Here is a 21,104-nt window from a genome sequence, read left to right as displayed (position 1 = left end):
TAACTCAATTTATGAATTAATATTAAGGACATTTTATTAATATATTACTGCTTAACTATAACTTATAACTCATTAATTTATAATATACTCTTGTTATAAAACTATAGTCTTTATTTAAATAAGTCTAAAATTTCTTCATTTGTTAGCTTTGAAATATTATTTATATTTAAGCTATCATCACTTATAACACTATTAATTATTTCTCTCTTATCTTCCTGTAACTTTATAATATTTTCTTCTATGGTATCTTTTGCAATTAACTTAATAACTTCAACTATATTTTTTTGCCCTATCCTATGAGCTCTATCAGTAGCTTGGTCTTCAATTGCAGGATTCCACCATGGATCCATGTGCATTACAAATTTTGCAGATGTTAAATTTAATCCTGTTCCTCCTGCCTTTAATGAAATTAAAAATACCTGTGCCTCTTTACTTTCATTAAATTCATTAACTAAGCTTATTCTTTCCTTTGCAACTGTTGTTCCATCAAGATATTTACTTTCAATTCCTCTTTCTATTAATTCTTTTCTTAGTTTTTTTAATACTGATGTAAATTGCGAAAAAACTAATATTTTATATTTACTTTCAATTATATCCTCAATTATATCTATAGCCGTATTAATTTTCCCATTTTTACCGTTATAATTTTCATCTACTAATGATGGATCAAGACATATCTGTCTTAATCTTGTTAAGTAAGAAAAAATAGTAACCTTATCCTCTTCGCCATTTTTAATACTTAGCTTAACGTCTTTCATATAATTTTTATAAGCAAGTCTTTGATCAGATGTCATTTGAACATAATATTTTTTTTCAATTTTTTCTGGTAATTCAGAAATAACGTCTCTTTTCAATCTTCTCAATATAAATGGATTAATAAGAATTTTTAATTCTTCTAGTTCATCTTCATCTCTATGCATAAATTTTTCTTTAAAAGAACTTTCATCAAATAAATATCCTGGCATTATAAAATCAAAAATTGACCATAATTCAACAATAGTATTTTCAATAGGAGTTCCTGTTAAAGCAAATTTAACTTTTGCATTTATTTCTTTAATAACCTTGGTATTTTGCGCTTTAGGATTTTTTATATTTTGTGCTTCATCTATTATGCAATAATCAAAAACTTCATTTTCATAAAAATCTATATCATTTTTAATCGTTCCATAAGTTGTAATCAATACATCAAACTCATTTATGTTCATTAATATTTTTTCTCTAACATTTTTATTTCCATGTACTATTCCTACTTTTATCTGTGGCGCAAATTTTTCAAATTCAGCCTTCCAATTATATAAAAGTGATGTAGGTGCAACTATAAGGCTTTTTTTATTATCCTCTTTTAAATTCTTCTCTTCTAAGAGAAATGAAATAATTTGTATTGTTTTACCTAATCCCATTTCATCAGCTAAAATTCCACCAAACCCTAAATTACTTAAAGCCTTTAAATAATTTACTCCAACTAACTGATAGTTTCTTAATTGTCCATTAAATCCTTTCACTTGACTTATTTCCGTTTCATTACGATTAGATAATTTATCTGCAATATCTTTCACTATCTTATTGCCTCTAATAAAGGATAAATTATTTCCTTCAATGCTATTTTCTAAAAATAAAGCTTTATTTTTATCTACTTCTAATATTCCTTGACTTAAGTCTTTTCTATAAGATAAATTATCAAGCATATTTAGAAAATTCTTCATACCAATATCTTTTAAATTAATTAGTCTACTTTTTTTACTTTTATAATACTTCCTTCCATCTTTTAAAGCTTCTAAAATGTCTTTATATTCACTAAAATCAATATCCTCTATATTAAATTTAAAGTATAAGTTGTCCTCTTCATCTTCAATTATAGCTTCTATATTTTTTGAGTTTAGTAAATTAGATTTTTCAAAACTTTTATTGAAAGTTACTTTAGAAATTAAAGCAAGCTCATTTATTCCTGCAGTTAAAAATTCATAATATTCATCATCATTTCCAATAAAAATATAGTCTTTATTTTTCTTTATAAATCTTAATCTTTCAAGTCTTCTATCAATTTCATCTTCCAAGGTCAAATCTCTAAAAAACTCAATACTATCATTTTCTAAAATATTTATATTCTTACCAAAATAGTTTATTATTGCTTTACACTTAACTAATTTATTTTCTGTAGAAAAACTTAGCTTAGGCTTCCAAAATCTTCTACATATTCTCTTTATTCCTTCTGATAATATAACATCGCTACTAATTTCACTTAAAACTTTTATTACCTTTATTAACTCATTACTTTCTTTAGAATATTCTATCTTTCCTTGTCTTTTAAGTTCCTTCCAAAATCCAAAATAAGAGTTTGCAACACTAATACTTGGTAAATATATTTTTCTATCGTAAAGAAAAACATCAAATTTATTACTCAAAGGTATAGGTAGTTTCTTTTTAGTAGTAAGATTAACACTATCATTTTCTAGTTTCAAAGTAAATGATAATGGTAAATTTTCTTTATACACAAAAGTTTCATAGTTAATATAATCATAATTAAATTTTACTTTTTTATCACTACTAACTAACGATAGGAAGTCTCTAATTTCATTACTTTTTAATCTTAAATATTTACCTTCAATTATTTTAACTTCATCATTTTCTTTAAATCTATCAATTGCAAATGATAAAAGCTCCTTATCACTTTCAGAAAAATACATATTGTAAGGATTAAATAAAAATTCTCCATTAATCCTTAAAGGACTTTTATTTTCCATAGCCTGAAAAAACTCATTTAATTTGGTCACCAAATAAGTACTACCTTCACCAATTCTAAATTGAACATCAAACATAAATATATTTTTTTCTTTAATACTTTTTATATCTAAATCTAATTTTATTTCTTTTTTATAATTATCTGATCTATTTATTTTATTTTGTATTGTATTGTTACTTCTATTACTTTTTTTTATTTTATTTTTAGCAATTATATAAAATGAAAATATGCTTGCTATTATATGTTTACAAACATAATTATTTTTATGTTTTGAAAATTCCTCATAAGTACTACATGTACAAGTTGCACCATTAACTTTTTCATTTTTTAAATTATATTTTATATGACAACTATAGCTTTTAGAGTCATCCTCTTCTTTCACTTTTGAATATATATGATAAACACCATCAATGCTTTTACTTGTCATGCCTGTTACTAATTTTAACTTATGAATTTCTTTACCTTCTTTAATACTAATATTAGATCCTAAAGCCAATACTGCATCTAATAGCTTTCTTAAGTTCATATTTTCACCTCATTATCTTAAAGTAATAAATTATTATAACATATCTTATCATTACAGTTAACACTATTCTTACTAATAAATAAACTTCTAAATTTTATATTTATTATTATAAGTCATGCAAGGTATAATTTTTTTACATAAATATTATTAGTTTCTTTTAAACATAAAAAAGCACCAGTTTTATAAAAACCTAGTGCTTCATAAATTTAAGATGGAAATTTATAAAATTACAAAATGCTATAAAGCATTGTAAGATTAACTAATTTATAATTTAATTTTTAATTTATTATCTATTAATTCAACTTCATTTCCATTAAAGAATACTTTTTTACTACAATCAAAATTATGAACTATAATTTCAATTTCCTTATAGACTTTTTCATATCCTATTTTTTCTTTCATTTCTATATTTAATGCTTCTCCTAACTCAAAGTTAAATTCATATTTATTAAATTTTCCTTCTTTATAATCAAAGCTTTCCCCATCATCAAGGAAATTATTATAATTTCCAATACCCTTTTTATTAGATAAATAAATATTTAAATTTAAACACTCATTATCTTTTTCACCTATATAATTTACATCTTTGCTAGTTGGTATAATTGACATTGCTTTAATATAAATAGGACAAATATCTAAAGGTGCTTCTTTAATAATATATTGCCCACCCTCAAATTCTGTTCCTGTCCAATAATCAATCCAATTATTTCCCTCTGGAAGATAAACTAATTTTTGCCTTGATCCTTGTTCAACCACTGGCGAAACTAATATATTATCACCAAATAAGAATTCATCATTAATTTCATATGTCTTTTTATCATTTTGATAATCATATAATAACGGTCTTATAATTGGAGCTCCATTTTCTTCACATTTGTGCATCATATCATATAAATAAGGAATAAACTTATATCTTAATTTAATATATTTTCTATTAATTTCTTCTGTCTCATTACCAAATGCCCATGGTTCCTGCTCTCTACTACCAATAGTAGAATGATTCCTGAACAATGGTGTAAATGCACCAACTTGAACCCATCTACTTAAAAGCTCAGCTGTACAATCATGTCCAAATCCACCAACATCAGTACCACAAAAAGCCATACCACTAAGCCCAAGATTCATTAGCATTGGTAAAGACATTCTTAAATGTTCCCATGTACTTTGATTATCACCAGTCCAAACTGTAGCATATTTCTGTGTACCAGCATAGCATGCCCTAGTTACTACAAAAGGTCTTTTACCTGTAAATTCTTTAATTCCATCATATGTTGCCTTATCCATCATATGTCCATAAACATTATGAATTTCCTTATGAGTAACTATTGTACCATCATTATCAAAAATTATATCATCAGGTAATGGTCCATTAAAACTAGCTGGTTCATTCATATCATTCCAAATTCCTGCAACCCCTGCATCAATCATTATTTTTTGATTATTTGCCCACCACTTTCTAACATTTGAATTCATAAAATCTGGAAAAACAGAATCTCCTGGCCACACAACATTTTTATATACTATTCCATCTTTATCTGTTGCAAAATATCCATTTTTTATACCTTCATCATAAACCTTATATCCTTTATCTACTTTTACCCCTGGATCAATTATTGTTACAACTTTAAATCCCATTTCCTTTAATTGATTTGTAAAATCTTTAGGATTTTCAAACTTTTTATTATCCCATGTAAACACTCTAAAACCATCCATATAATCAATATCTAAATAAATTGTGTCACATGGTATATTCTTTTTCCTAAAAGTTTTCGCAATTTCTAAAGCTCGTTCTGCCGGTGCGTAAGACCATCTGCATTGCTGATACCCTAATGTCCAAACTTGTGGTAATGGTGTTTTGCCAGTTAAATTAGTATATTCGTTTACAACCTTACTAACTTCTGGTCCATAAATAAAGTAATAATCTAAATTTCCATCCTTCGCTCCAAAATAGTAATAATTTGAGTTTTCCTTTCCCATATCAAAGTGGCTTTCAAAATGATTATCAAAGAAAATACCACATGCTTCTTTATCCTTCATTGTAATTAAAAATGGTATAGATTTGTATAACTGGGCATATGTTTCTCCATGTGGTGTTGGATCATCCGTATTCCAATTTCTATAATGATATCCTTTTTTATTTAATGATCCTGTTCTTTCCCCTAAACCATAAAAATACATATCATTTTCCATTACTTTTGATACATATATTTTATACTCTTCGTGCCCTTCCAATTTATGTCCTTCTTCAGCAGCTAACGAAAAATTTGCTCCTAATCTTCTAAAAGGTTTTCTTTCTCCCCTAAAGTCTCTACATAATGCTTCTCCATTTGATTTAAATATATCAACTTTAAAATCATCGTAAATTCTAATATCTAATAATTTAGTTTTTACATTTAAACATCCTTCATTTTTTTCTACACTAAACTCAATATTTTCACACTTTAAATTTTCTACCGCTTTCGAATTTCTTTCTTTTCTAAAAAATGGTGCAAAAAAGTTTACTACTCTTTCATTAACCATAGTAACAGTACATTGAATATCTTTATAATTTACTAATATTAAATTTCCATTTACTTCATAACCTAATATTTTTCCTAACATAGTACTTCTATCCCCTTTATACCAATTGAATTATTCTATTTAAATACTACTATTATAATGTTATTATAATAATTAGAAATATAAAATACTTGCAGTATACTATCACTAAATAAAACAATACTGCTATACTGGAGATTATATGGATAAATTAGATTTTACAAGATTAAAAGAAAATACTACTCATGGGAATTTTATTTTACCATTTTCTATATATAAGGGTACTATAAGTCCAACTTTTCCTTCAATTGCTGTTCATTGGCATGAAGAAATAGAAGTTATTATAGTTATAGATGGAAGTTGTAATTATAGAATTGATTTAGATTCATTTATAATTAATAAAGGTGATATTTTAATTGTGGGACCTCAAAAACTTCACTCTTTTTCATTAATTAAAGATAATACAATGACTTGGATATCATTTGTATTTAATATGGACATGCTTAAAAGTTCAACTACTGACGGTGCATTACTTAAATATATATCACCAATTTTAAATCATGAGCATGAACTTCCTACTTTTATAAAAGGAACTAGTCCTTGCTATAATACTATATTTAACTTAATAGAAAATATACTTTACTGCTACTACGAAAAGGATATTGCATATGAATTGGAATTAAAATCATTTTTATTTCATTTCTTTGCACTTCTTTATAAAAATAATCTAATTGAACAGCAAATCAATAAAAGCTTATTAACTGTTAATACTATGGATAAAATTAAGTCAGTATTAAATTATATTAATGAACATTATACTGAAGATATTTCTATTAACACATTAGCAAATATTTGTGATTATAGTGAATATCACTTTATGAGATTTTTTAAAAAACATATAGGCTTAACTTGTATTCAATATATAAATAATTATCGCTTAGAAAAAGCTTCTATTTTACTTACTACATCCAATAATGCAATTATGGATATATCTTTAGAAGTAGGATTTGATAACTTATCATATTTTAATAAACTATTTAAGAGAAAATATAATTTAACACCAAAGGAATTTAGACTATTAAACGGTATTTATCTAAAAAATTAAATTAGATGTGTAAAATCTAATTACACATCTAATTTGCTTTAATCTACAGATTTTAATGATTCAACCATTTGGACATTTTTTAATTTATAATACATTGCAAAATTTACAAGTAATGCAAATATCATAGTTAATATTGATGCTATTATAAAACTAAATAATGATATATTTCTTCCAAACATAACGTAATCCATTTCTACAGTTACTATAATAAATTTATGAAATACAACACCTAATCCCAGTCCAACAATTAAACCAATTATAGTTAACAATATATTTTCCCTATATATATAAGCCGAAACTTCCTTATCATAAAATCCTAATACTTTTATTGTGGCTATTTCTCTTATACGTTCAGAAATATTAACATTTGTTAAATTGAAAAGCACTATAAAGGATAATGAACCTGCACATAAGATCATTACAATAACTACTAAATCTAGTGATTTAATTGTATCATCAAAATTTTGCTTAGCGCTTGTATTATTTACAGTTCCAGATATTCCATCCATAGTAATAAATTTATTTGAAACTTCATTTACTAAACTTTCCTTATTTAACTTTAATAGAATACTATTAATTTTAGCATTTTCATTAAATACTTCTTCATAATATTTTTCACTTATATAAATATAATTATTTACATATCTTTCAGCTATTGATCCAATTTTTACTTTTCCTTTTTTATCATTATTATTAGTAATTTCTACTTCATCACCAACTTTAACATTCAATAGCTTTGCAAGCTTTTCAGATATTACAACATTCTCTTCTGTAAGTTCAATAATATCCCCACTTATTCTATTTCTCAATAATTCAAAATTATTAAACTTATCATTATCATTTGAAACAATAAGTGAAACATCTTTACTCATATCCTTAGCTATAACTTTACTATTTTCACTTGTTACAAATAAATAATCTTCTATATTTTCATCTTCACTTATTTCATTTTTTGTACTACTAAACTCTTCATCACTAATATTATTATCAAGATTCAAAGCCATTTCATATTTTGTTAATTCCCCATATTGTTTAGAAACGACAGCCTTAATAGAATCTTTAATACCAAAACCAGTAAGTAACAATGCCGTACTTCCTGCTATTCCTATTACAGTCATTAAAAATCTCTTTTTATACCTAAAAATATTTCTTACAGTAACTTTTCCAATAAAATTAAGTTTATTCCATATAAACGGTATTCTTTCTAATAAAATTCTTTTACCTTCTTTAGGTGCCTTTGGCCTCATAAGTACTGAAGGTGTTTCCATCAATTCAATTCTACAAGCTGCATATGTCGCAAATGTAGTAAGACCTATAGCCGCTACAAAAACAAGAATTGCAAGTGGAATATTAATAACATAGTTAACATTAGGTAAAATATATAATATTTTATAGGCATCTATTATTATAAGTGGAAGTACTGTAAACCCTAATACAACACCTATAATACATCCAATTGTACTAGCTAACAATGCATATACTATAAATTTTTTAGCTATGCTACCTTTGCTATATCCTAATGCCTTTAAAGTACCTATATTTACTCGTTGCTCATCAACCATTCTAGTCATTGTTGTTAAACAAACTAAGGCTGCAACAATAAAGAAAAATACTGGGAATACATTGGATAATTTATCAATACTCTTTGCATTATTTTCAAAATCCACATAAGAATAATGAGATTTTCTATCTAATACATATAATTCTGGCTTTTTAATTTTTGCAATTTCCTCTTCAGCTTTCTTAATCTCTTCTTCTGCTTTAGCTAGCTCTTCATTTGCCAACTTTTCTTTTTCTAAAAGCTCCTTTTCACCTTCTTGAATCTTTGTTTTACCTTCAATTAATTGTGCTTTTGCTTCTTCTAATTGAGCTATTCCACTATTTTGAGCTTCAATTAAAGAATTCTTAGAGGAATTTATTGCTTCTCTTCCTGTTGCAAGCTGAATCTGTACAGATTTAAGGCTCTCTTCCTGTTTTACCAATTCCTCTTTTTTTTCTTCAAGTTGTGCTTTTCCTTCACTTAATTTATCTATCCCTTGTTGTACTAAAAAATTAATACTATTTATTTCTTGAGTAATTCTTTCTTTTTCTTCTTGTGATAATTCTTCATTACTTAAAGCTTGTTCTAAACTATCTTTTTGTTTTTTTAACTCATTTAATTTTTCTTCAGATTCTTTTATATTTTCCTCTGCTTTTACAAAACCTTCTTCAGCTACTTTTTTTGCATCATTAAATGTACTTAACCCAATATTATACTCTTCTTCTTTTTGATTCAACTCTTCTTCTGCAACATTAATTTTTTCTTTTCCTAATTTTATAGAATCTTTTAATTGTTGTTCTTTAGTACTTATTTCACTTTCAGCTTGAACTAATGTATTTTTAGAATTTTCTATTTCTTTCTTTGCATCATCAATTTGTTGTAATGCTTCTGATTTTTTATCTTCATATTCCTTTTTACCATTATCTAGCTCTACATTAGCAGAATCTATTACTTCAGCATATCTTCTATTATTTATTTTAGATGAAATATTTTCTATTGAAGCAGTTGTTTTATCTATTATATCAAAATATTTACTTTCATAAGAATTAATATTCCTTGCGCCATCAACCGTTGCATAAACTTCTGTATAAATATCACTTTTAAAATTATTTTCATTTATATACATATAAGTTTTAACATTCCCGTTACCTATTGTACTGCTTCCAATTTGATTACTTAAGTAATATGGTGTTTCTACTATTCCTACTATTTCATATTCATCATTTTCTAATGACTCATTAATATCAGTATTATCCCCAGAAAAAAGTGTTATCTTGTCACCAATTTTCATATTTAAACTTTTAAATTTTTCATTTGCAATTACACATTCATTTTCATTTGTAGGAAGTCTTCCTTCTACTACATTAAGCCTATTAATGTAATTTTCATTACTATCATTTAAATTATCACTTGGCAAACTATGAATTCTTATTACAACTTCTTCTGAACCATGCTTTGACAATACATCTATAGTCTTACTTGGATAAACTCCTAAGACACCTTCTATATTTTTAATATCATTAACATCATTATCACTTAAACCTAATGTCGATATTATTTTTAAATCCATTAAATTATAATCATCATAATATTTATCAGCTGTACTTTTCATATCAATTGGTGCAATTTTAACACCAGTAAATAGCATTACTCCCAATACAATTATAGATGCAATTGAAATAAATCTTCCTTTAGATTTTTTGATATCTCTAAAAATATCTTTCCATAAAGCATTTTTTATCATTACCATTCAATCCTTTCAACAGGAGTTGGGTTTTCATTTATGGTTACCTTTTGTATTTTTCCATTCCTAACTTCTATAACCTTATCCCCCATAGGCGTTAATGCTAAATTATGTGTAATTATAATAACAGTTACCCCTTTTTTTCTACAAGTATCTTGTAGCAATTTTAAAATAGCTTTACCTGTATTATAATCTAATGCTCCTGTAGGCTCATCACATAATAAAAGTTTTGGATTTTTTGCTATAGCTCTTGCTATTGCAACTCTTTGCTGCTCACCACCTGATAATTGAGATGGGAAATTATTTTTTCTATTAGCTAATCCTACTGAATCTAATACTTTATCAATATCTAAAGGATTTTTTGATATTTGGATTGCTAATTCTACATTTTCACGAGCTGTTAAATTTTGAACTAAATTATAAAATTGAAATACAAATCCTATATCATATCTTCTATATGTAATTAGTTCCTTTTGCGAATACTTACTTATTTCATTATTATCAACAATTACTTCTCCTGATGATACCGTATCCATACCACCTAAAATATTTAGTATTGTAGATTTTCCTGCTCCACTGGCTCCTGCAACAACTACAAATTCACCTTTATTAACAGAAAAATCAACACCACTTAATGCTTCAATTTCTACTTCTCCCATTTTATACTTCTTTTTTACATTTTTAAACTGAATATATCCCGACATCTTTGCCACCCCTTTTCAATTCATAATTTATGTCATATCTTAGTATATATTATTTGGTTATCTTAAACAATAATTATAAATTTCTTTAATTATTTATTAATTTTTTGTTATTATATCTGGAAATAATTGTATTTTTATATAAACATACTATGCTATTTATCGGATTTTAAAAGTTTTTTTGTCTAAGTAACTAACTTTTTATCTTTGAATATACTAATTAATATAATTATGAAATAAGGAGCAACATATGTTTATATTCTCTTCTATTTTATTAGCATTTTCAGCAAGTTTGGACAGCTTAATTATTGGAATTGCTTATGGAATAAAAAAAATTAGAATCAAATTTAGTATAAATATAATCATAGCTTTAATAGTTACTTTAGGTACATTTTTATCTATGCTTCTTGGTGCTATATTAGGCAACTTTATTCCCGGATATATTTGCAATTATATAGGTGCAATACTTTTAATTGCAGTTGGAATTTGGATGACAATAGATTATTATAAAGATCAAAAAAGCCTTAGTAGTGATACAACAGATAGTGATGATATAAATAATGATTTAATAGATTCTTTAAATTATGATGAAATATTAACTAAAAACAAAACAGCAGACATAGATGGTTCTGGTAATATTGAATTAAAAGAGGCTGTTTCTCTAGCATTAGCTTTAAGTATAAATAACTTTGCATTAGGTATTGGTGCAAGTATGTCTGGAATTAGTATACCACTTACAACTGCCTTTACTTTTATATTTAGTGTTTTAATTTTAATCATTGGTTTTAAAATAGGTAACAGCTTCCTTTCTAAGATTTTTGGTAAATATTCTGGATTATTATCTGCACTAATAATAATTTTAATGGGTGTTTTCCAACTATTTTTTTGATTTTTAAAGTAATTAAAATTATTATTTTAATTATAAAAAAAGAAATATTATATCTACGAAAATTTTAAAATTTTCCCATCGATATAATATTTCTTTTTGAATTTTATCTTAAATTATACATTTATACTAATTCTTTTTTTATCATTCTTATAATATAACTTATTGTATAAAAGTCTCTATCTATTTTGGATTTTATTTTATCAAATCCTTGAATCAATTCACTTTCGCTAAAGTTTTCTAACAAAATCATTAATGTTAATGTATTAATTCCACCATCTTTAGTATCAAATATTCTTGAGTTTTTAACAAATATATTTTCCATGAAATCTTCTAAAGCTGCTTTTAATTCTACACTTAACTCCATTACTGGCATTTCATCAAAAATTCTTACACCTTCTAATTCTTTATTAAAATTTCTAGCCTTCTCTAATTTACATCCTAAAAATATTGTATTCTCAAATATAGCTTCTTTAAAATCTGCACCATCTAAATTTGCACCCTCAAAAATGGCATTTTTGAATTTTGAATTTTTAAATTTACTATTTTTTAAATTAGTTCCAATAAATTCCGTTCCCTCAAAACTTCCCTTAATAAAACTACAAGTTTTAAAATGAGCACCTCTAAAAGTTGCAAAATTAAAATTAGAATTTGAAAAATTGCAATTATAGCAATTACTTCTTTTAAAGTTTTTATACATAAAATTCTTATCTTTTTTTTCTACATTATTATAATGAAAATTTTCGATTCCGCTATTATCTTTTGCCATCTTTTTCTCCTCTTACTATATAGTATATCCTACAATATTATATATTTTTAGATCAAAAGTCAATTAAATATTCTAAATTTTTCAAATGAATATTAAATTTCATGCGTGAAATAATAATATAGATGTTTATTGTTTATATGATATTAAGGAGGTATTTTTAATTGAAAAAATTTATTTGTACAATATGCGGGTACGTTCATGAAGGCGATACTCCACCAGAAGTCTGTCCAGTATGTAAAGCACCTGCCAGTAAATTCGAAGAAATGAAAGGTGATATGGCTTGGGCTGATGAACATAGAATTGGCTTAGCTGAAGATGTTGATGAAGAAATCATCGAAGGATTAAGAGCCAATTTTACCGGCGAATGTACCGAAGTTGGTATGTATTTATCAATGTCACGTGCTGCAGATCGTGAAGGTTATCCAGAAGTTGCAGAAGCATACAAAAGAATTGCTTATGAAGAAGCTGATCATGCTAGTAGATTTGCAGAAATGTTAGGTGAAGTTGTTTCTCCAAGCAGTAAAGCTAACTTACAAGCAAGGGTTGAAGCTGAATTTGGAGCATGTGATGGAAAGAAGAAACTTGCTACTTTGGCAAAACAACATAACTTAGATGCTATCCATGATTCAGTCCACGAAATGTGTAAGGATGAAGCAAGACATGGAAGAGCATTTAAAGGCTTATTAGACAGATATTTTAGTTAATAATTTATTTTTAAGGAGATATAAAAATGGCAAAAATTAATTGTGATGTATGTAATTGTTCATATAACAATTCAGGAGTTTGTTTTTCAAATCGTGTTGATATAGGCGGAATGGCTTCATCAACTGAAAACGATACATGTTGTGGGTCTTTTTTAGATAAAAAGCATTATAGTGATCTTACTAACTCTTCAGAAAGTTCAGGTCCTTGCGATTGTTTAGTTTGTAAAGTAAGTAGTTGTGAACATAATGAAAATTGTCTTTGTACCCTTTCTTGTATTCAAGTAAATGGATCTGAAGCAAATCTTTATACTGAAACTAACTGTGGAAGTTTCGATAAAAAATAATAATTTAGGCAAATGATATCTATAAATTTTATCATTTGCCTTTTATGTATTCTATTCTATTTCTCTATTTTCTTCATTTTTCTCTAAATCAATAATTAAATTTTTAATTTCTTCACTATCTAAACTATCATCAATTATTTCCTTAAAGTATTCAATTGCTTCACTATTTCTACCCTGTCTTAACAATTCATAAGCATATTCTTCAATAACTCTATTATCCTCAGGTTCTAAAGTATTTGCTTTTATTAAATACTCCTCAATACAATCATATTTTTTCAACTCTTTATAACATATAGCTAATGCAAAATAATTTTCACCATCATCCTTATTTATTTCTATAGCTTTATTAAAATACATAATTGCTTTTTCAAAATTTTTATTATTTGCTTCATAAATCCCAAGCCCTGTATAAGATCTACCACATTTATCATTTGCTTGGATTGATTCTACTAATGCTTCTTTTCCTAATTCACTATTATTTAAATCAATTAAATATGTCCATCCAATTATACACTTAAAATTTGAAATTTGTATATTATCACATTCATATTTTTCCATGTAATCAATACATCTATTTATTGCATCTACATAAAGCTTTTCTCTAATATCTAATTCTATTAAAAATGTATTAGCTAAATATTGTTCTTCCTCTTCTTTTAAGACTCTTTCAAAGCATCTTCTACTTTCAGCATAAAGTCCTAGTTCTAATAAAGCTTCACCTTTTACATTATATCCATAAACAATATAATCACATCCTAATTCAAAGGCTAAATCTATAGCTGCAATTGCCTCTTCAAAACACCCCTGAACTAAATAACAATGTCCAGTATATATTAAATATTCTGGATTCCCATTCTTTTTAAATCCATCACTTGCATATTTCATAGCTTCCTGAATATCACAAGCTAAAATTTCATTAAATGTTTCTTCAATATTTTCCATGATTTCTTCTTCCTTATCTAATTATTTATATTAATTATCTTTGCCATATTTTATATAGTCTATAATTATATAATTATGTAATCTTATAATTTTCTCTCTTTAAAAATTATAAAGCAAATATATAACAAAAAGCTATCTTTTATTATATATCAAAAGATAGCTTATAAATTAATTTTATTTAAATTTTAAATTCAGTATTTTTATCATAAGTATCAGCTTTTAATAAATATCTCTTTAATATCTTTGAAGAAAATATTTTAAAATTAAGTGCGGAGTTTATTTCAATAGTATAATCATTATTTTTGATACACTCTTTAAGTTCTTTAATTGTTTTACATTCTTTATTTAAACTAGTATATATTCCTCCAAGTTGGACTGGAGTATGACTATCACTGCCAGTTATTATATTTAAGCCTAACTCTTGAGATAAATTAATAACTTCATCTCTGGCAATTCCTTCACCTTTTTTAAATATATCTTTTCCATTTAAATCTAATGCATCAAGTCTTTTTAATAATTCATGAGGATGCTTACATAATTTATGTCCTCTTCTACATGGATGTGCACCTATTTTTAGTAAATTAAATACTTCTGCTAAATCCAATAATTCCTCTAAATCAATTAAGTTCTCTTTTTCCCTAAAAGTTTCAAGGGACTTATATATATTTACTATGCTTTCTCTATCCCCACAAAGTATCACATGACCTTTGTTTTTCACACTTACTTCCATAGCTGGGAATACTGAAATACCATCGATAATATATCTATCTCCATCATAAGTATAGTTTTTTTCTAAGAAATCATAAATTACTAAAAAATCCTTAGCATTAAAATGCTCACATAAAACTATAGCATCTAATCCATTATCTTTTGAAAAGTATATCTCATTCATAAAAAAATCTTTATTGAAATCTTTCCGCTTGCTTAACAAACCATGGACATGAAAATCCACATTCATTTATTTTTCACACCCTCAATTAATTTATACTTTTCTAGGTATAATAAAACAACCTATATTCATTAGTATATTAATTTTCCTTCTTTTATGTTAATTATTATGATAAATTTTTTAATAATTTACTTCCTTCATACAAAGTCCTTTTGCTGGTGCTTTTACTGCAAGTTCACTTCTTTGTTTAGATTGAAGCATTTTTTTAATATCCTCAGGTTCTATTTGCCCCTTACCAACATTTATTAATGTTCCACTTAATATTCTAACCATGTTTATTAAAAACCCATTCCCGTTGTATTCTATTTTAATAATATTATCTTTTTCTGTAATATTTATATAATTAATAGTCCTAACAGTAGATTTTTTTGATTTATCTTTTACACCACTAAACCCTTTAAAATCATGAGTTCCAATAAAATATTTACTTGCCTCTTTCATTTTTTCAATATTTAATTGTCCCTCAACATGATAAGCATATTTCTTAATAAAAACATTTGCAAATCTATTATTATCAATAGTATATACATAAGTCTTTGAAATAGCATTTAATCTTGAATTAAATCTATCACTTACATCTCTTAATGAAATTACTGATATATCTTCTGGTAAAAACTCGTGTAAGTACTTCGACATATCCTTAATATTTTTGTTACTATTAGTTTTAAAATTTGCAGTATACTTATCTGCATGAACTCCAGTATCAGTTCTTCCACATCCAATTACTTGAATTTCTTCTCCTGTCATTTTAGATAAAACATTCTCAATTTTTCCCTGTATGGTAGATACATCCATCCCTTTTATATTTTGCTTTTGCCACCCCTTATATCTTGATCCATCATATTGAATTGTCATTCTTATATTTCTCATATTTTATCTCTCTTTTCTTTAAATTTAAACATTAGTAGATTTTACTTCTTATATTTTGAAAATTGATTTTAATTTCCTATCTATTCTTAAGTTTAAAACCTTCTTTGTAGTTAACAACCTTAACATTAAGTACATTTAACAACTTTTCTAAACTTTTAACTTGATTTATATATTCAATCTTTCCACTAGCAAGTAAATTATTAATATTATTTATAATATCTTGTTTTTCATCTTCTCCTAAGCGTCTCTTAGTTTTAATTACAGCTCTATTTATGAATGTTAGTGTTTCCCAAATTTGTTCATTTGTTATTTTACTAAAATCATTTATTACTCTAGTATATCCTACTCGTCTATTATTTGGAGGATATGCTTCTTTAAAGAACTCTAAAAAATAGTTCATTTCCTTAGGATCTTTATTTTCAACAAACTTCCCTAATGCTGATTTTAATTGATTTTTTAAATACATGATAGTATTTGCTTTTACAATTGTATTCATTTCCTCTATACTCTTATAAATTACATTATATATTTCTTGAATTTTATCACTTTCTAACCCCTCTTTTGCTAGAGGTTTTATTTTTTCTATTGCTTCTAATATGTTCTTTTTAGAATTTAATTCTTTTCCACATAGTTCGTTTAAAATTTCTTTTCCTGTCAATTCTTTTAAATTATTCTCTTCCATCCTTAGTTTCCTACCTTAATTATTTTCTTTTATTAATAAAATATTGATATGATACTATAAACATTGCACCATATCAATATTCACTATTATATTAATATTTCAATAAACTAATGTCTATTTCTATTTATTAGTTCTTTATTATATTCTTCATGCTTTTTTATTAGTTTTTTAATATCTTTTCCTTTTATCATATCAATTATCATTGGTGCAAGTATAGTTAGTGCATCTCTATACCCTAGTTCAATATGTTGATTTAATGCACTTGGTCTAATATTTAAAGAACCAATTCCTTCTATAAGCTCTAATTGTGTTGAAGGATATATTTCAATAATATTTGTATTTTCAAAACCTTCTCTATTCGAATCTTCCTTATAAGATAAATGAACAACTATAATAATATCACAATTATGATCTTTTAGTGGAGCAATTGGAACATTATCTACATTAGGTTCCCTATACTGTGGGTTATTTACTCCCCCATCAGCATATCTATATTCATCAATTTCAATTGGTTTAAATAAAAATGGTACTGCACATGATGCTATGCAAATATCTAATGCCTTTTTGTCATCGTAATCATTAAGCTTAAAATACTCAGGTTTTTCTAAATCAATATTATAAGCACAAGCATATAATATTTTTTTACTTTGTCTAATTACATTAAAATCAACATAATCTTCAATAAAACTCCTTATACCACTTTGTGATAACAAACCAATATCATTTTTTTTGAATAAGTCAGCTAGCTTTTTTTCTTTATCTACAGTATCCTCTCTTTTAATTAATTTCTTTATATTAATATCCCTTATTTTATTTTCATTATTAATAAATCTCGAATAAGAAATATTAGACTAACTCTTATCCATAACATTTCCATCATTCATAGAAAGCATAAGGCCATTAATTGTACCTATTGATGTACCTGAAACTACACTAACCCTTCTTATTATATCTAATTCCCAAAGTGCTTTAAATACTCCAGCTTCATACGCACCTTTAGCTCCACCACCAGCTAAAACTAATCCTATATTTAAATCAAATAATTTTTCAACATCTATCAACTAAGATCATCATCCTTAATACTAATAATAATTATTATACACTTTATAATAATTCCTTATATAAATTCATAGTATTCTTATAAAATATTTTTTCTACCTCTTCATAAGTAAAATCATTATTCAAAAGCGCTTCTGCCAATAATTGAATTTGTGATGCATCCTTAATTTCTAATGTACTTTGTATTCCATCAAAATCTGTGCCTAATGCAATTACATCTATTCCACCTACATTTTTAATATGCTTAATGTGTTTTACCAAATCTTCTATATAAGTAAAAGTTAGATCTGTATGAGGCGTTGGCATAACAAAATTTGAACAAAAATTAATACCTACAACTCCACCCTTATCAGCAAGCTTCCTTATCATATCATCAGTTAAATTTCTAACAACATTTGTAACAGCTCTTGCATTACTATGACTTGCTACAAATGGTTTTTTGCTATATTTTAGAACATCATAAAATCCAGCATCAGATAAATGAGAAACATCTACTATAATCCCTAATCGTTCCATTTCTCTTAATAATTCAACTCCAAATGCTGTAAGTCCAAATTCAGTATTAGGAGTTATAAGGTCTACTTTTTCAGTTATATTTCCACATGCATCAATCTTAAATTTAAAGTTTGGAAAACCTACTCCATTTATGTGATTCCATGTTAATGTTATAAGTCTAACCCCTTGTTCATAAACCGTTTTTAAGTTTATAAGAGAACCTTCTAATGCTCCTGCATCTTCTATTGTTAATAATGCACCTATTTTATTCTCATTAGCACACATAGATATATCTTCATATGAATAAACAGGCTTAATTATATCTCTGTTTTCCTCTAACTCTTCGTAATAAACTTGTATCATTTCTTGCAAGGTTTTATAGGGATTTTTATATTTTTTTATATCTATAAACATTGCAAAATTTTGAAGTAAATACTCTCCCTTTATTAGTTTATTTATATCTACATGTAAATTATTTTCTTTCAATTCATATTTATTTCCTAAAAGTCTATTTTCATAGATTTCTCCTATAGTATCACAATGCATATCAACAACTCTCATTCCCATTTTCCTCCAGATAAATATCTACCTTAATTATACCATATATAACTTCATATGAAAAAAGTACCACATCTATACCTGTAAACTAAATCTAATACTCAGAATAATTTATAAAATATAATTAACCTAAATTCAATTAATTTTTATAAAAAAAGTTGTTACATTCTTAAGAATGCAACAACTTCTACCTTTATATTAAGCTAATTTTTCATTTATTATTTCCATAACTTTTTCGTTAAATCTCTTTAACTTTTCTTCAGCATTAGTTAAGCTTTCACCTTTAACAGCTGAATAAACTTTCATTTTTGGTTCTGTACCTGAAGGTCTAACTACAAATGATGAACCATCAACTAAAATATATTTTAATACATTTGATTTTGGTAAGTTAATAACTTCTTCAGAAGCATTTACTAAATCTTCCTCTTTGCTTAATTTATAATCAAGTCTTTTTGCAATTTTAACACCATCAACTTCTGTTAAAGCTGTTTCTCTTAGTAAATCTAAACACTTACCTATTTTTTCTTGACCTTCTTTTCCTTGTAACTCAATTGAAATTAAGTCTTCTTTGAAGAATCCAACTCTATTATAAAGTTCAATTAATGCTTCATATAAAGATTTTCCTTGCTCTTTATAGTAAAGTGTCATTTCTGCTATTAACATTGAAGCTATAACAGCATCTTTATCTCTAACAAATTCTCCAGCTAAATATCCATAACTTTCTTCAAATCCAAATAAATATTTTTTATCTCCATTTTCTTGGAATTGTCTTATTTTTTCTCCAATATATTTGAATCCAGTTAATACGTCCATTATTTCAACGCCATAGTAGTTAGCTATAGCTCTTGCACCTTCAGAAGTTACGATAGTCTTAATAACAACACCGTTTGAAGGTAATTTACCTTCTTCCTTAAGAGATGATAATATATAATCTGTTAACAATAAACCAGTTTGATTACCTGTTAATACTTTATATTCTCCACTATTTTCCTTAACAACAACACCAATTCTATCACAATCTGGGTCAGTACCAAATATTATATCTGGGTTGCTTGTTTTAGCCATTTCTAAAGCTAATTCAAATACTTGAGCATTTTCTGGATTTGGGTAAGAAGCAGTTGGGAAATTACCATCTGGCATTTCTTGTTCTTTAACAACTTCTACATTCTCATATCCTAATTCTTTTAATACTCTTCTTACTGGCATATTACCACTTCCATGAATTGGAGTGTAAATAACTTTTAAATCTTTAGCCTTTTCTTTTACTAATTCTGTTCTAATAGTAAGAGCTTTTACTTCTTCAAGATAAGCCTTGTCTACATCTTCACCTATATATTCTAAAAGATTATCTTTTAATGCTTCTTCTAAAGCAATAGTCTTTATATCTTCATAGTTTACTATACTATTAACTTCCCCTATTATTAACCCCGCCTTTTCATCAGTAACTTGACCACCGAATTCGTCATAAACCTTATATCCATTATATATTTTAGGGTTATGTGAAGCAGTAATTACTATTCCACCTTGACAATTTAAATGTCTTACAGTAAATGAAAGCATTGGCGTTGGTCTTAGGCTTTCAAATAAAAATACCTTTACATTATTTGCACAAAGTGTTAATGCTGCAGCTTCAGCAAACTCTTTTGACATGTTTCTTGAATCATATGCAATTGCAACCTTTGGAGCTTCAAAATTTTTATTTAAATAGTTAGCAAATCCTTGAGTTGCCTTTGATACTGTATAGACATTCATTCTGTTAGTTCCAGCACCTATAACCCCTCTTAGACCACCTGTACCAAAATCTAATTCCTTATAAAATCTATCTTCTATTTCCTTTTCATCTGTAATGCTTCTTAATTCTTCTTTTATTGTTTCTGATATTACTTTTGAGTTTAACCACTCATTATACTTCTCTTTGTAATCCATATTATCCCTCCTAAACATTTTCAGTA

15 protein-coding genes and 1 pseudogene are annotated in these 21,104 nt (G+C 26.1%); 4 read left to right on the top strand and 12 right to left on the bottom strand.

All coding sequences use genetic code 11. The features are described from left to right. Nucleotides 1-110: 110 nt before the first annotated feature. Complete coding sequence (locus TY07_RS00980; RefSeq protein ID WP_042393934.1) at nt 111-3,266, bottom strand: DEAD/DEAH box helicase; 3,156 nt, start codon at nt 3,264-3,266, stop codon at nt 111-113. 264 nt (nt 3,267-3,530) lie between these two features. Further along, complete coding sequence (locus tag TY07_RS00975) at nt 3,531-5,867, bottom strand: glycoside hydrolase family 31 protein (protein WP_042393929.1); 2,337 nt, start codon at nt 5,865-5,867, stop codon at nt 3,531-3,533. 139 nt (nt 5,868-6,006) lie between these two features. Here TY07_RS00975 and TY07_RS00970 point away from each other — a divergent pair, with 139 nt between their 5' ends. After that, a complete protein-coding gene (locus TY07_RS00970; RefSeq protein ID WP_042393926.1) occupies nt 6,007-6,909 on the top strand; it encodes an AraC family transcriptional regulator in 903 nt (300 codons plus the stop codon). 38 nt (nt 6,910-6,947) lie between these two features. Here TY07_RS00970 and TY07_RS00965 read toward each other — a convergent pair whose 3' ends face one another. Beyond that, the gene (locus TY07_RS00965) at nt 6,948-10,193 is read right to left on the bottom strand and encodes an ABC transporter permease (protein ID WP_042393923.1); all 3,246 of its coding nucleotides are present in this window, start codon (nt 10,191-10,193) and stop codon (nt 6,948-6,950) included. Then, nucleotides 10,193-10,897, bottom strand: coding sequence for an ABC transporter ATP-binding protein (locus TY07_RS00960; protein ID WP_042393921.1), 705 nt, complete (start codon nt 10,895-10,897; stop codon nt 10,193-10,195). The genes TY07_RS00965 and TY07_RS00960 overlap by 1 nt, the downstream gene beginning before the upstream one ends. A gap of 247 nt (nt 10,898-11,144) precedes the next feature. On the opposite strand from TY07_RS00960, the gene ytaF reads away from it, so the two are divergent. Beyond that, on the top strand, nt 11,145-11,783 hold the full coding sequence (gene ytaF, locus TY07_RS00955) for a sporulation membrane protein YtaF (protein ID WP_042393919.1): 639 nt from the start codon (nt 11,145-11,147) through the stop codon (nt 11,781-11,783). A gap of 121 nt (nt 11,784-11,904) precedes the next feature. On the opposite strand, the gene TY07_RS00950 is transcribed toward ytaF, so the two are convergent. Next, nucleotides 11,905-12,549: a pentapeptide repeat-containing protein gene (locus tag TY07_RS00950; protein ID WP_042393914.1), complete on the bottom strand. Its 645-nt coding sequence runs from the start codon at nt 12,547-12,549 to the stop codon at nt 11,905-11,907. A gap of 161 nt (nt 12,550-12,710) precedes the next feature. Between TY07_RS00950 and TY07_RS00945 the strand changes: the two genes are divergently transcribed. Beyond that, nucleotides 12,711-13,253: an NADH peroxidase gene (locus tag TY07_RS00945; RefSeq protein WP_042393911.1), complete on the top strand. Its 543-nt coding sequence runs from the start codon at nt 12,711-12,713 to the stop codon at nt 13,251-13,253. A gap of 26 nt (nt 13,254-13,279) precedes the next feature. Then, nucleotides 13,280-13,597 (top strand): DUF1540 domain-containing protein, encoded by a 318-nt coding sequence (locus TY07_RS00940; protein ID WP_042393908.1) that lies wholly within the window; start codon nt 13,280-13,282, stop codon nt 13,595-13,597. Nucleotides 13,598-13,648: 51 nt separating this feature from the next. Here the strand turns inward: TY07_RS00940 and TY07_RS00935 are convergent, their stop codons facing one another. The 7 genes and pseudogenes from TY07_RS00935 to TY07_RS00905 all read right to left on the bottom strand — a co-directional run bounded on the left by TY07_RS00935 (nt 13,649) and on the right by TY07_RS00905 (nt 21,078). Then, nucleotides 13,649-14,539, bottom strand: a complete 891-nt coding sequence (locus TY07_RS00935) for a tetratricopeptide repeat protein (protein ID WP_042393907.1) — start codon at nt 14,537-14,539, stop codon at nt 13,649-13,651. 178 nt (nt 14,540-14,717) lie between these two features. Further along, nucleotides 14,718-15,431, bottom strand: coding sequence for a PHP domain-containing protein (locus TY07_RS00930; RefSeq protein WP_242833215.1), 714 nt, complete (start codon nt 15,429-15,431; stop codon nt 14,718-14,720). A 177-nt stretch (nt 15,432-15,608) separates the two neighbouring features. Next, nucleotides 15,609-16,358 (bottom strand): tRNA pseudouridine(38-40) synthase TruA, encoded by a 750-nt coding sequence (gene truA, locus TY07_RS00925; protein WP_042393905.1) that lies wholly within the window; start codon nt 16,356-16,358, stop codon nt 15,609-15,611. A gap of 76 nt (nt 16,359-16,434) precedes the next feature. Continuing rightward, complete coding sequence (locus TY07_RS00920; protein WP_042393904.1) at nt 16,435-17,040, bottom strand: hypothetical protein; 606 nt, start codon at nt 17,038-17,040, stop codon at nt 16,435-16,437. Nucleotides 17,041-17,147: 107 nt separating this feature from the next. Beyond that, nucleotides 17,148-18,101, bottom strand: a pseudogene (locus TY07_RS18790) (patatin-like phospholipase family protein). A 43-nt stretch (nt 18,102-18,144) separates the two neighbouring features. After that, entirely contained in the window at nt 18,145-19,155 is a 1,011-nt protein-coding gene (locus tag TY07_RS00910; protein WP_042394156.1) for a dipeptidase, read from the bottom strand. Between the two features lie 195 nt (nt 19,156-19,350). Continuing rightward, nucleotides 19,351-21,078: a phospho-sugar mutase gene (locus TY07_RS00905; RefSeq protein WP_042393903.1), complete on the bottom strand. Its 1,728-nt coding sequence runs from the start codon at nt 21,076-21,078 to the stop codon at nt 19,351-19,353. Nucleotides 21,079-21,104: the final 26 nt, after the last annotated feature.

This window comes from Clostridium saudiense, assembly GCF_000577815.1.
GTDB classification, from domain to species: Bacteria; Bacillota; Clostridia; order Clostridiales; family Clostridiaceae; genus Clostridium; species Clostridium saudiense.
This window is presented reverse-complemented; position numbering and strand designations above follow the sequence as displayed.